The organism is Armatimonadota bacterium (genome assembly GCA_035527535.1).
GTDB lineage: Bacteria > Armatimonadota > Hebobacteria.
The window spans coordinates 1-13,129 of record DATLAK010000135.1 but is presented as its reverse complement, the minus strand read 5'-3'; the positions used below and the strand labels follow the sequence as shown (position 1 = coordinate 13,129).

Annotated in this window: 12 protein-coding genes; 4 read left to right on the top strand and 8 right to left on the bottom strand. The window is 69.3% G+C overall.

What is annotated here, in order from left to right:
* Positions 1-190: 190 nt before the first annotated feature.
* Positions 191-1,249, top strand: a complete 1,059-nt coding sequence (locus VM221_09635) for a uroporphyrinogen decarboxylase family protein (GenBank protein HUT75075.1) — start codon at positions 191-193, stop codon at positions 1,247-1,249.
* A gap of 137 nt (positions 1,250-1,386) precedes the next feature.
* On the opposite strand, the gene VM221_09630 is transcribed toward VM221_09635, so the two are convergent.
* A complete protein-coding gene (locus VM221_09630) occupies positions 1,387-2,373 on the bottom strand; it encodes a Gfo/Idh/MocA family oxidoreductase (GenBank protein HUT75074.1) in 987 nt (328 codons plus the stop codon).
* Positions 2,374-2,416: 43 nt separating this feature from the next.
* The gene (locus VM221_09625; protein HUT75073.1) at positions 2,417-3,421 is read right to left on the bottom strand and encodes a Gfo/Idh/MocA family oxidoreductase; all 1,005 of its coding nucleotides are present in this window, start codon (positions 3,419-3,421) and stop codon (positions 2,417-2,419) included.
* 157 nt (positions 3,422-3,578) lie between these two features.
* On the opposite strand from VM221_09625, the gene VM221_09620 reads away from it, so the two are divergent.
* Complete coding sequence (locus VM221_09620) at positions 3,579-5,312, top strand: cation:proton antiporter (protein HUT75072.1); 1,734 nt, start codon at positions 3,579-3,581, stop codon at positions 5,310-5,312.
* A gap of 84 nt (positions 5,313-5,396) precedes the next feature.
* Here VM221_09620 and VM221_09615 read toward each other — a convergent pair whose 3' ends face one another.
* The 6 genes from VM221_09615 to VM221_09590 all read right to left on the bottom strand — a co-directional run bounded on the left by VM221_09615 (position 5,397) and on the right by VM221_09590 (position 11,873).
* Positions 5,397-6,494 (bottom strand): sialidase family protein, encoded by a 1,098-nt coding sequence (locus tag VM221_09615; GenBank protein HUT75071.1) that lies wholly within the window; start codon positions 6,492-6,494, stop codon positions 5,397-5,399.
* A 117-nt stretch (positions 6,495-6,611) separates the two neighbouring features.
* Positions 6,612-7,649, bottom strand: a complete 1,038-nt coding sequence (locus VM221_09610; GenBank protein HUT75070.1) for a potassium channel protein — start codon at positions 7,647-7,649, stop codon at positions 6,612-6,614.
* Between the two features lie 252 nt (positions 7,650-7,901).
* Entirely contained in the window at positions 7,902-8,543 is a 642-nt protein-coding gene (locus VM221_09605) for a haloacid dehalogenase (GenBank protein HUT75069.1), read from the bottom strand.
* Positions 8,544-8,607: 64 nt separating this feature from the next.
* Positions 8,608-9,789 carry a PmoA family protein gene (locus VM221_09600; protein ID HUT75068.1) on the bottom strand — a complete coding sequence of 394 codons (1,182 nt, stop codon included), beginning with the start codon at positions 9,787-9,789 and terminating at the stop codon, positions 8,608-8,610.
* A gap of 101 nt (positions 9,790-9,890) precedes the next feature.
* A complete protein-coding gene (locus VM221_09595; GenBank protein HUT75067.1) occupies positions 9,891-10,706 on the bottom strand; it encodes a sugar phosphate isomerase/epimerase family protein in 816 nt (271 codons plus the stop codon).
* 201 nt (positions 10,707-10,907) lie between these two features.
* A complete protein-coding gene (locus VM221_09590; GenBank protein ID HUT75066.1) occupies positions 10,908-11,873 on the bottom strand; it encodes a CehA/McbA family metallohydrolase in 966 nt (321 codons plus the stop codon).
* A 339-nt stretch (positions 11,874-12,212) separates the two neighbouring features.
* Between VM221_09590 and VM221_09585 the strand changes: the two genes are divergently transcribed.
* The gene (locus VM221_09585; GenBank protein HUT75065.1) at positions 12,213-12,506 is read left to right on the top strand and encodes a DUF2089 family protein; all 294 of its coding nucleotides are present in this window, start codon (positions 12,213-12,215) and stop codon (positions 12,504-12,506) included.
* On the top strand, positions 12,499-13,129 hold a 631-nt coding region (locus tag VM221_09580; GenBank protein ID HUT75064.1), incomplete at its 3' end, for a hypothetical protein. The genes VM221_09585 and VM221_09580, both read left to right, overlap by 8 nt.

Below are 13,129 nucleotides of genomic sequence, written 5' to 3'. Positions count from 1 at the left end.
GGTTGGGCGACGCACCGGGCGCGACCTCGTAGGGGCAAGGCATGCCTTGCCCGTACATCCGCGCCCCGACGAGTCGGGGCGCGCCCAGGGTGACCCCAACCGCTTGCGGTCACAGCCTTGGCGAATCCCCGCTTGCCGATGTCAGGCGGCGGGTGGTATCATGGCGCATCACACTCGATAGGAGCCGCCCGTGACTTCTCGTGAGCGCGTCTTGGCCGCGCTGCGCCACCAGGAAGCGGATCGCATTCCCATTCACGACAGCCCCTGGACCCACACCATCAACCGCTGGCACCGCGAGGGGCTGCCCGAGGATCAATCCCCCGCCGACTACTTCGGCTACGAGATCGTCAGCCAGGGGATGGACCTGTCGTTTCAACTGCCGAAGGAGACCCTCGAGGAGACCGACACTTACACTGTGTACCGCGACGCCAAGGGTGCCACGCGCCGCAGCTTCAAGGACCACGAGTCAACCCCCGAGCTCATTGACTTCACCGTCAATACGCGCCGCGCGTGGGAGCAGCACAAGCCGCGCCTGGCGTGGAACGACACCCGCGTGGACTGGGATAACGCGCTGGAAGCCAATCGCGCGGCGCGGGCTGAGGGGAAGTTCGTCTGTGTCAGCGCCGCCATCGGCTACGACCGCACTCAGGCCTACGTCGGCTCCGAGACGCTGCTAATGGCCATCGCGGAGGACCCGGCATGGGTCAAGGAGATGTTCGACAGCGCGGTGGAGCTGGTGATCACCGGGTGTGAGGAGATGCTCGCCCGCGGGTTCGAGTTCGACGGCGCGTGGATGTTCGACGACCTGGGCTATCGCAACGCCACTCTGTTCTCGCCCGCCGCCTTTCGCGAGCTCGAGTTCCCGTCGCAGAAGCGCGTCTACGACTTCTTCCACGGCCGGGGGTTGCCGACGATCCTGCACAGTTGCGGCCGCGTGGCCGCGATCGCGCCCCAGCTCATCGAGGCCGGGCTCGACTGCCTGCAGCCGCTGGAGGTCAAGGCGGGAATGGACCTGGTCGCGCTCAAGCGCCAGTTCGGCGACGCGCTGGCGTTCATGGGCGGCATTGACGTGCGCGCGATGTCGCATCCCGACCCCGGCGTCATCGAGCGCGAGATCGCCGCCAAGATTCCGGTCGCCAAGCGCGGCGGCGGCTACATCTACCACTCCGACCACTCCGTGCCCAGCGACGTCAGCTTCGAGCAGTACCAGCGCGTGATCGAGTTGGTGCACAAGTACGGCGCGTTCTAGCCCGCATTGTTTCATTCTGAACGCAGTGAAGAATCTCGCCCCCGCATGGCAGGTTCCTCGCGGCGGGCCCGTGCGGCGGGACTCCGAAGCAGTGGGATTGAGCCCCGCCGGTGGCGCCGACGGGGCGAGCTGATGGTTCAGGCCGAGATCTCCTGCATCTTCACCGGCCGCCCCAATGCGGCCGAGCGGTAGGCGGCGACCGCGACCTCCAGCGCGCGCAGGCCGTCGTCCCCGGTGACGCCGAAGGGGCGGTCATTCTCGACCGCGTCCACGAAGTCGGCGATCATCGCCCGGTTGACGTCCGAGCCCCAGTAGTGCCACTCGCCGACGCCGCGGCGGTCATCGTAGAGGTCGAACTTCTGGCGGAAGCCGTTGGCGGCGGCGACGCCGTCGGTGCCCACGATCTGCAGCATCACATCCCCCCACGTCGGGTAGCACCGGGGGCGCGACCAACTGGGGTCGAGGGTGGCGAAGACCCCGTTGTCGAAGGTCACGGTCACCGCGCCGCAGTCGTCGCTGGCGATGTCGTGCATGAGGCGATCTACTTCCGCGTAGACCTCGACCACCTCCGCCTTCAGCATCCACCGCAGCAGGTCCACCAGGTGCACGGAGTGATCGAGCACCGCTCCGCCGCCCGCGAGCTTGGGCTTGGTGAACCAGCCGCCGGGCATGCGCCCGCGGTTGGCGCCCGTGGCGGCGAGGAACTTGCCGAGCGCGCCGTCGTCGCACAGCGCCTTCAGCCGCAGCATCGGCGGCATGAAGCGACAGGGGAAGGCGATCCCCAACTGCACGCCCGCCGCCTCGCAGGCGGCGATCATGCGCCGGCCGTCGGCGGGATCGGCGGCGATGGGCTTCTCGCACAGCACGTGGCAGCCCGCCTGCGCCGCGGGAATGACCCACCGCGCGTGGCGCGCGTTCTCGGCGGTGACGATGACCGCGTCCGCCTTCGCCAACAGCTCGTTGCGCGCCATGAGACGGGTCCCGAACTGGGCCGCCATGCGCTCGCCCCGCGCCTGGCTGCTGTCAGCGATGCCGACCAGGCGCGCGTTGGGCAGTTCCTTGACACAGCGCGCGTAAGCCGACGCGTGGGTGTGGGCGAAGCTCAGGATGCCGATCTTGACCATGCTCTCCTCCGTCCTGCGTAGGGCGGTGGTCTGCGCCCATGATTCACGCCAGCGGCAGGGCCACGACCTCGCCGCGTAGAGTGCTCTGCTCGGCGGCGAGCGCCACCTCCAGCGCGCGGTACGCGTCCTCGGGGGTCACCGATGGCTGGCGTCCGGTGCGCACGCAGTCCATGAACTCGCGCACCTCGGCCGCGTAAGGGCTGTCGGCGAGCGGGCTCTCGGGCACCACCACCGCGGGCGCGCGGCTGCCGCGCTTGGGCTTGCGCCACACGCGCAGCGGCACGGCGGTGTCGCTGTCGTACTCGATGAGCCCGCGGTCGCCGGCGATCTCGAGTTGGGTGTAGAAGATGCCGGGGGTGTGCGCCCAACTGCCCTCGACGTGCGCGATCACCCGGTTGCGGAAGCGCACCGTCACCAGGCCGTAGTCGGTCAACGCCGGCCCCCGGTGGGTCAGCGCCTTGCAGTAAACGCGCTCCGCGGGGCCGAAGCACCAGAGCAGGAAGTCAATGTCGTGGATGGCCATGTCCACCAGCACGCCGCCGCTCATCGCGTAATCCCCGTACCAGTCAGCGGGGGGCTGGGGATGGCCTGAGCAGCGCGCCGTCCGCGCCACCGCCGGCCGTCCCACCGCCCCCTCGTCGAGCAGGCGCTTGGCGAGGGCATACTCGGGGAAGAAGCGCAGCACGTGCCCCACCATCAGGCGCACGCCAGCCTCCTCGGCGGCGGCGATGGCGCGGCGCGCCTCCGCCAGCGTGCGCGCCAGCGGCTTCTCGCTGAAGATGTGCTTGCCGCGCTTGGCGGCGGCCTCGATCAGGGGCGCGTGAAACGGCGTCGGCGTGCAAATGACCGCGATGTCAACGCGCCGGTCGGCCAACAGTCGGCGCCCGTCCCCGTAGGCTCGGGCGCCGTGCTCGGCGGCGAGCCGCTGCGCTCGTTCCTCGACGACGTCGGCGCAGGCGACGACCTGCGCGTCTGGGAATGAGGCAAAGCGTGCCGCGTGGCCGCTTCCCATGCCGCCGCAGCCGATAATGCCAACTCCGTACATCATCTCACCTCGCGCCCACCACGGAATTGCCTACGGATTCGCCGCGCCGCCGCGGGCGTCCTTCCGCAGCGGGGCAGAGGCGAGTGTTGGTTTCGCGGCCAGGAGGAAGGCGTCGGGCGACGGAATAGGTGAGCAGGCAAGCATTACTCGGAGCAAGGCAATGACCGGAGCCGACATCTTACGCGAGCTCACCATCGCCCTGGGCGCCGGCCTCGCGGGCGGCCTGGTGGCGCGCAGCTTGCGCCTGCCTACCATCGTCGGCTACCTGGTGGCGGGCGTCGCCGCCGGCCCCGCTGGGCTCAACGTGGTGCGCGACCTCGACACGGTGACAAGCATGGCCGAGCTGGGGGTGGCGCTGCTGCTGTTCGCCCTTGGCGTCGAGCTCTCCCTGCGCTCGCTGAGGCAGGGGAAGTTGGCCGCCCTGGTGGCGGCGCCGACGCAGTTGGCGCTTAGCGTGGGGCTGGGTTACGGCCTGGGGGAACTGCTGGGCTGGGGCTTCAATCCGGCGCTGATCCTGGGGTTCGCGCTCGCCCTCAGCAGCACCATGGTGGTGGTGCGCCTGCTGGGCGACCGCGGGGAGCTGCATACCAACCATGGGCGCCTGATGATCGCGGTGCTGCTGGTGCAGGACCTGGCAGCGGTGCTCATGGTCGGGGTGCTGCCGTTTCTGGCGGGGACGAGCGCGATGGGGCTGGCCGCCCTGGGCGGGCTGTTGATCAAGGGCCTCATCTTCCTGCTCGGCGTGTTCGTGCTCGCCCACTGGCTGGTGCCGGCCTTGCTGCGGGTGGTGGCGCGCTCCTACAACAAGGAGGTGTTCGTCGCGCTGGCGGCGATGTTGTGCTTCGGCGGAGCCTTCGGTGCCCACTACCTGGGCTTTTCGCTGGCGCTTGGGGCGTTTGTGGCCGGCCTGGTGCTGGGCGAATCCGATTACAGCCACGAGGTGCTGGCCGACATCACCCCCCTGCGCGACCTGTTCGGCATGGTCTTCTTCGTCTCGCTGGGGCTGCTGTTCGATCCCGCCTCGGTGCTCGATCACCCCGCGTGGGCACTGGCCATCCTGGCTGCGGTGGTAGCGGGGAAAGCCGCGATCGTGGTGGCGGCCTGCCTGCTAGCGCGCTTTCACGTGCGCTCTGCCTTGGTGGCCGGCCTGGGGTTGGCCAACGTCGGCGAGTTCTCCTTCGTGGTGGCGACCGTGGCCTTCAGCAGCGGCCTCATCACCCGCGAGCACCTGTCCCTGGTGCAGGCGGTGGCCGCCATCAGTCTGCTGCTCAGCCCCGCGCTCTTCGGGGCCGGCGGGGCACTTTACAGACGTCTGCGCCTGGTCGCCGCCGCCGACGAACAACTCGCGCGCGAGGAGCTGCGCGACCTGCCCCAGGGCTGCGCCGAGCGGGAGGCGTTCGTGCTGCTGTGCGGCTACGGGCGCGTCGGCCGCCACGTGGGGGAGACCCTGCTCGAGGACGGCGAGCACTTCGCGGTGGTGGATTTCGACCAGGGCGTGGTCGCCGAGCTGCGGTCGCGCGGCACCCCCGCGTTCTACGGCGATGCGGCCAGTTGGCGAGTGCTGGAGGCCGCCGGCGCCGAGCGCTGCTGCCTGGCGGTGCTTGCCCTGCCCGACGCCATCACCACGCGCCTGGCGATACGCGCCCTCAAGCGCGTGAACCCGCACCTGGCGGTCCTCGCCCGCGTGCACCCGACCGAGGAGATTGACCCCATGTACCGCGAGGGCGCCGACGAGGTGGTGCAGGCCGAATTCGAGGCCAGCCTGGAGATCATACGCCACACCCTGCTGCACCTGGGCCGCGAGCCCGCCGCGGCCCAGGCGAGGGTGGATGCCGTGCGCCGCCAGCGTTACCTCGCGCTGCGGCGCCGGGACCGGCCGGACGACGCGGGCTGACCGCCCCCACCGGGCGCGACCCCACCCGGTGGCACAGGCGCCGCCGGCTGTGGCCGCGCCGCGGCGTCTGCCAGTCGCGCGTCCTCAGCGCGATTCACACGCCGCGATCAGCTCCGCCTCGGGGTAGAGCACCCCCGCCGCAAACGCCCCCTCCAGGCGGTAGGGATCCATGTGGTCGCCGGCCGAGTAGTACACCGTCAGCAGCGTGCCGTCGGGGAAACGCACGGTGCTGGGGTAACCGCAGTCCCCGCTCGGGCGGTCATCGTTGAAGACAAGCTTGCGCTCCCCGTCCCAGGAGTGCCCGCAGTCGCGGCTGACCATGCCCTGCACGCCGAAGGGCTCGTGGCGGTGGCCATAAGCTAGCAGCACCCACCCATTGCCCAGCAGTGTCAGGTCCGCCGGATGCTCGCCGGCATCGGTCACGGGGATGGCTGCTGACCAGGTGCGGCCGTCGTCAAGGGACTCGCTCACCGACACGTAGGCGGAGATGTGCTTGGGATCCTCTGCGCGCAGCGCCGCAATGAGTGTGCCATCGGGGCAGCGCAGAAACGCGATCTCGGTGAACCCCGCCCCCACGAGCGAGGGATCGCCCCAGGTGCGGCCGCCGTCGGTCGAGCGCAGCAGGTAGGAATGTGGCCGCACGGCGCTGCCGCGCGTCTCGTCGCCTATTCGTGCGCCGTAGATGGCCATCCCCAGCGTGCCGTCGGGGAAGACGATCATGCGCCCGTAGGGCGACCGTCCGTCGAGCGGCTGGAAGCCGAGCGGATGCGGCGGCTCCCAACTGTGGCCGCCGTCGTGGGAGCGGACGACCAGCGTATGGATGGCGCCGACGTGAGGATCCCAGCGCCCCTGATCATCATAGCAGTTGGCGTGGAAGTAGGCCACGACCAGCGCGCCGTCCGGCGCGGCGCCGACCGCCGGGTTGCGGTCATCCCAGTCGCTGTCCACGATTACCGACGGCGGCAGCCAGGTGGCGCCGCCGTCGCGCGAGCGCACCAGCTCCAGCCGGCCCTCGATACCCACGTGCCCCGCACCCCCACGCAGCACCGCCACCACCTCGCCTGAGGACGGGTAAGCCTCGCGCTTCCCCAGCAGCGCCAGCACCGGGAAGTAGCCGGCCTCCCGCACCAGCGCAACCTCCCTCGCTCCGGGCAGCTTGCGTACGTCAATGGAAGCGCACATGATTCCCTCCGGCGGTCGCGCCAGCGCGTCTGTGAGCCGGCCGCTGGTGCTCCGTCAACCTTCATCTGATGGATACGGCATACCCCGTAGGGCAGGAGCTTGCCTCCTGCCCCGGAGCTAGCTCGCCTGCGGCTCGCCGCGGGCCAGCCGCTCCAGGCAGTTGAGTTGCTCGGGAGTGCCGAGCGCGATCAGCACGTCACCCGCCTCGAGCACGCGCTCCGGCGACGGGTTGGTATGAAAACGGCCATCCGGGCCGCGCACGGCGATGACGCCGGCCCCGCACTGCTCCCGAATGCGGGCCTCCCCCAGGGGGGTCCCGGCGAAGCTCGCCTCGGTGGTGACCATCACCTCCGCCAGGTCCAGGTCGGTCTCATCCACCCGCAGCCACAGGTCGAGGAAATCCACCAGCACCGGGTGCAGCAGCGCCGCCGCCATCTGCCGTCCGCCGGTCACGTAGGGCGAGATCACCCGGTCCGCGCCGGCGCGCGTGAACTTGCCGTGCGAGGTCGCGCTGGCGCAGCGCGCGACGATGTAGAGGTTGGGGCTAAGCGCCCGCGCGCTGATGGTGATGAACAGGTTGTCCTCATCGCTGGAGGCAACCGCCACCAGGCTCTTCGCCCGCTCCACCCCCGCCGCCAGCAGCATGTCGTCCTCGGTCGCGTTGCCGGCGACGAACAGGACCCCCTCGTCCTGCAATCGGGACAGCTGCTCGGGATTGTGTTCAACCACCACCAGGTCCGCCCCGTGGCGTGCGAGCTGGCGCACGATCTCCTGCCCCATGCGCCCGTAGCCGCAAATGATGTGGTGATCCGTGAGCTTGCCGATGGTTTTCATTCGTCTCCGCCTGCCCCAGAAGTCCACCAGTTGCGCGCTCACTACCAGGTCCGCCCCGTAGCGCAGGGCGAAGGTGGCGGTGGCGAGCCCGCCCAGGATAAACAGGATGGTGAAGAGCTTACCCGCGGTGCTGAGCGAGTGCACCTCGCGGTACCCCACGGTGGAGATGGTGATCACCGTCATGAACATCGCATCCACCGGGTTGTAGTGCTCGAAGCGCCAGTAGTACAGCACCGCGATTACCACCAGCGCCGCCAGCGCCGCCACCGCCAACTGCAGCGCGCGCAGGCTCGTGCGCTGGCGCTCGCGCACCGCCAGCACGTTGACGCCGGCGGTGGGCTCCCCTCGCTGATAGCGCGGCTCGTAAATCGCTCGCCTCCTCGCCGGCCGCCGCCTGGGTGCCGGTCGCGGCGTACGCTTTCGCCCCGCGGGTGCGTTATCCTGTCACCGCCCGCGGGGCGGCGCCACCCAAAGCAGGCGGGGCACAGGTCCAGCACCTGTGCCCCGCATATCACCTGCCGGCTGCGCCCCGGCGAGAGGCGCGGATCGCCCCCGGCCCCACCGCGGTCGCCGCTATTCCTCCTCGATATGCTTCTCCAGCCGGCGCATCGCCTGCTCCAGGCGCTCCTGGCGTTGGGCACTGGTCATGTCGCCGCGGGTCCTCTCGATGATCGAGCGCGTGACATCGGTGGTGCGCTTGAGGTTGTTGGTGATGGCGCTGGGGTAATCGAACGACACCAGCAGGTAGTAGATGTCGTCCATGGCGGTGAGCAACTCCTCGCCCCAGGTGGGTTCGGCCTGGCGCATCTCGTCCAGCACGTGGCGCCGCAGCTCCCCCACCGCCTCCGCCAGGCCGTTGAGATAGGCGGCATAATCAACCTTCAGCTCGTCGGGGTCGGGCACCGGCTCGCGATGGATGAGCGCCAGCGTCAGCCGCGCTTCGGCGTATTCCTTCTGCGCGTCTTGGGCAAAGCCCGCGCTGTAGATCTCCGGGTGGCCCCTGAGCAGCTTGCGCGCCTGGGCGACCATTTCCCCGGTGACGACCAAGAGCTTGCGCGCGTCGTCGAACTCGCCCCGATGCACGGCGCGGATGGCGTTCGCGCTGTTGCGGATCACCTCTCGCGACAGCGCTAGCGCCTTCTCCCGCGCCGCATCCTTGGCGTCGAAGTCAGCCCGTATCTTGTTGCCGATCTGCCCCAGTCGCGCCAAATCCATTCGCCTCTTGCCTCCCGGCCCTGATCATTCGCACGTCGCTGCCGTCGGAGCTCCCGGGCGGCGACTATCCGTGCCCGCCGCCCTCCGCCAGCGCCACCCGCGGCGGGTTGATGAAATCGTGGTACTTGTCCGCCACCGCGCCGCCGCCGGCGTCCCCCAGATGGAGGTAGATCCGATAGCGCAGCGCCATCGTCTCGCCCGGGTGGAGCACATGGCTGCCGTCGCGGGCGGGGTCATCGAAGTAGTGCGACAGCGCGAAGGGGTTGGCGGTCATGAGGCCGTAATCGCGCACGTGCCAGTAGGTGGGATGGCGGAAGCTGTTGGGGTGATCGAAGATGGCGATGCCCACGATCTCCCCCTGCACCGGCCCCGAATAATCGCACCAATGCGCGCGCTTGCCCCAGGTCTCGGCTTCCTGCACCCCGCCATAGGCATTCTCGATGCGCCCATCCAGCTTGGCGTCCATCGAGGTCGCCACCCGCACCCCACACAGCCCGCCCTCCTTGGTGTCGCCGAAGCGCACTTCTCCCGCGCTCGGGCGCAGGTCCAGGTCGAGATCGAAGCAGCGCCACTCCGCCGGCAGGTTGTAGAAGATCATCGCCAGCCGCTCCTCCAGCAGAGGCTCGCCGCCCGCGGTCACCCACTGGGAGCGCGCCTCGAGCACCCCCATCACCGGTCCCGCCTCGCGGCGCGCGAAGTCGCGATGCACGGTGCGCCCGTGCCCTTCTAGCTCGCTCCAGTTGTCGGTGCCGTTGACGTCGCCGTGGGCAACCCATACGGAACGATGATGAATGTGGTCGCTCCTCTCCCCCGCCGGCCCTTGCGCCATCGGATAGTCGCGCGTCACGTGGCGCCCGCCGGGGCCGATCAAAGGGTGCAGGTTGGGGCGCGCCAGCTCGCTGCCGAAGTTGTAGGCGGTGAAGAGGTCGCCGTCGAGGTTGACCTCGATGCGCCCCGCTCCGGCGTCGGCCAGCTCCACCCCCGCTCCCGCCGCCGGAGGCTGCGGCGTGAGGGCGAACTCGCGCGCGTGCCCCGGCGCCAGGTCCTCCAGGATCCACGCGAAGCAGATCTCCTGCGCCCCCGCCAGCCACGGCATCAGTTGCGCCGGGGCGGTGTGATCCGCAGTCAGGTCGGTGATGCCAAACACCGCCGGCAAAGGCTCCCCCGCCCACGGCAGGCGGGTTATCAGCGGGCACTTGTGGCGATGGTGCGGGCCCGCGCTGACGACAAACCGTTGGTCCTTCATTGCGTTCTTCCTCCGAGGAATTGGCGGCGCAGCCGTCCTCGGCTGCGCCGCTGCGGGCATTGGCAGCAGCGGCGGCTGCCCCGCTATTTGCGCAGTTTTCCCTAAGCGGCGAACTTCTCCCGCAAGTGGGCCAGGCTGCGCGCGGCGATGGTCTGCGGGTCGGGGGTGAAGTCGAACACCTCCACCGACACGTAGCCCTGGTAGCCGACGTCGCGCAGGGCCTCGGCGATAGGGCCGAAATCGGTGTCGCCGAAGCCGGGGCCGCGCAGGTTGGCGTCATTGGCGTGGACGTGGGCGAGCAGGTCGCCGTTGGCGCGGATGATGTCGGCGATCGGCGTTCCCTCCGAGCTCATCGCCTTGACGTCGAGCATCATCCGCAGGTTGGGGTGCCCCACCTCCTCCACCAAGCGGCGCGCCTCCGCCGCGGTGTTGATGAAATCGGTCTCCCGCGGCGAGAGCGCCTCCGGGCAGATGGTCACGCCGCGCGCCGCCGCCCGCTCCAGCGCCGGCCGCAGCGCCTCCTGGGCCAGCTCCCAGGCCTGCTCGTAGGTGAGACCGGCGGCGACGTTGCGCTGCTTGGGCGAACCCAAGATCATGATCCGACCACCCAGGTCCCCGCAGAAATCCACCAGGTCGGCCAGGTACTGCGCGGTGCGCGCGCGGATCGCCGGCTCCGGCGTGTTGACGTACAGCCCCTGCGGCGACACCAGCAGCCAGTGCAGCCCCACCACCTCCAGCCCCGCCCGCCGCGCCTGCTCGCGCAGCTGCTGCCGGCGCGCGGGCGGCACCTCGTTGACCGCCGCGGCGAGGGTGAACGGGGCGACCTCGACGCCGTCGTAGCCGGTGGCGGCCGCGAACTCACACACCCGCTCCCACGGCCAGTTCTCGAACAGCTCGTTGCAGATCGCGAATTTCATGCCTGCTCCGTCCGTCCGTGGAGTGTCAACGTGAGGCCCCGGCCCATGTGATTCCGAGCCCCAGCGAGGAATCCCTGACCTCCTACCCCCATTGGGGATTCCGCCAAAGGCCGACGAGTCCTCGGTTGCGGGGTTTACCCCCTGGCGCCGACCGGCTCCCCCGGAATGACATCCGCAGAAAGCTGCGGGTGACCGCGCAGGCTACGGCGACCAGTATATGGGATTGCTCCACGCCACTCGTCCCTGCTGATCCGCGCACTCCACGCGCACGTAGCTCACCTCCGGGGGCGGCGTGAACTCCGCGCGCCCGATGCCCGCGGCCCCTTCGGCGCGAAAACGCTTACCCCTGGAATTATCGCAGATGAAGCTGATGGTCGCCACCGACGAGCAGGTCACGCGCACCGCGCCTTCGAACACCTCAATGCCGGTGATGCGTGGGCCGCGCGTGGAGTAGAAGTGCCCCGCGCGCAGCGCGGCCATGACCGCCTCGCGCTCCAGCCGCCGCGCCTTGAGCACCACCCACCCCTGCCCGTGATCCGGGCGCCGCCAGTGCGCGTCATCCACCGCCAGCCCCCACAGCCGCTGCCCGCGCGCCAGCAGCTCGTCCCAGTGCACCGCCGACAGCCCCTTGGCGATGCTCTCCTCGCACGTCGAGTTGTACACCTCGACGCCCAGCGCTCCCTGCAGGCCCTGCAGGTCGTGCGCGGTCGCACCGCTCCAATACGGATGCGCCAGGATGGCCTCGCCGCCCGCCGCGCGGATGGCATCAATCGCCGCCTGCGCCCCCGCGCCTTCATCCACGACCGGCTCGGCGGTAACGCCCAGCCCGACGATGTGATAGTCCCCACCGACCTCGGTGCGCCCGACGTTGAGCTCGATGCCCGGCAGCGCCAGGAACGAGTCGTCGCTGGCGCTCGCGGCATGGGTGAGCCGGTTGTGGTCGGTGATGGCGGCGAAATGGTAGCCCTGCTCGCGGTACCAGGCCAGCGCCGCGGCCGGCTCGAGCGCGGCGTCCGATTCCGTGGTGTGGAAGTGCAGGGCGCCGCGATACCATTGGCCGGGCAGCGCCCAGGGGGTGCGGTAGTTCACGTGCCGCGTTGCGGGCGTTGCCGCGGGGATATCGGAAGACTGCGGCTCGTCCACCGGGCCGCGAGTGGGGTCAGTCATGAGCGCCTCCATGTGCGTCGCGTGATTATAGGACAGTCTCCGCTCGGCGTCAACTGGCGCGCCTGGTGATCCAGGGGTGTGGCAACGGAGAGTGGGGCTGCGCGAATCAACGCTCCCCTTTCCAGGGGGAGGATGAAGGTGGGGTGGAGCGCCATCGGTCCGTGCCCGGACAGCCATACCCACTGAAAAGGAACACACCCGTCCGCCATCAATGCCCGGCCATGCTGCCGTCAGAGCGTATTGCCGGCGCAACCGGGTTACGCTACGCTTGGGAATAATTCTACTAGAGGCTTGACAATATATATATATGATGGTATATTATTAATGAGCAGAGTGATAATGGCAAGTTCGCTGCCTATTGAGTGCCCGAGCTGCGGCCACAAGCTTGCCGTCAAACGGCTGTCTTGTCAAGACTGCGGCACCGAGGTCGAGGGGTTGTACGAGCTGCCGGCCCTGGCTAGCCTGGGCCGCAGCGACCAGGAGTTCATCCTGCAGTTCGTGATGGCAAGCGGCAGCCTCAAGGAGATGGCGCGCCTGCTCGGGGTCAGCTATCCCACGGTGCGCAACCGATTGGATGAGATCATCGGCAGACTGAGCCGCTCGCAGCGGCAGCCGGAGGGCGAGAATGACTGACACAGCGCCAGACCCCCACCCCCCCGGGCCCGGACTCCGGGAACGGCTATTCGATCCCTTCACCTACGTCGCCGGCGCCCGCTCCCTGGCTCTGGGGCTGGCGGCCATCATGCTTGCCGGCTTCGTCGGCTCTTTCAGCAACACCCATTTCGACGGCGTCCTGGACGCCCACACCGGCGTCCCCGCCCGTCTTCCGTTGTTCCTGGGTGAGGGGCTGGTCAACTGGCTGTGCGCGGCGACGGTGCTGTTCGTCATGGGGAAGCTCGCCTCGAGGACCGCTTTTCGTGCGATCGACCTGTTCGGCACACAGGCCATGGCCAGGTGGCCGAGCGCGATCACGGCGGTCCTCGCCCTTGCCCCTCCATACCAGCGATACTTGGTCGCGGTTACGCGCAGCCTGATGAGCAAGGGTCGAATGCCTGCGGCCCCGGCGACCGAGGTAGCGGTTTTCGCCGTGGTGCTGCTGGGCGCGATCATGGCGGCCGTGTGGATGGTCTGGCTCATGTACCGCTCCTACAGCACTTGCTGCAACATCAGGGGCGCCGCGGCGGTCGGCACGTTCATCGCAGGGCTGCTGGTCGCTGAAGCAGCGTCGAAGCTGATCTTGTTCGACCGCGCGGGCC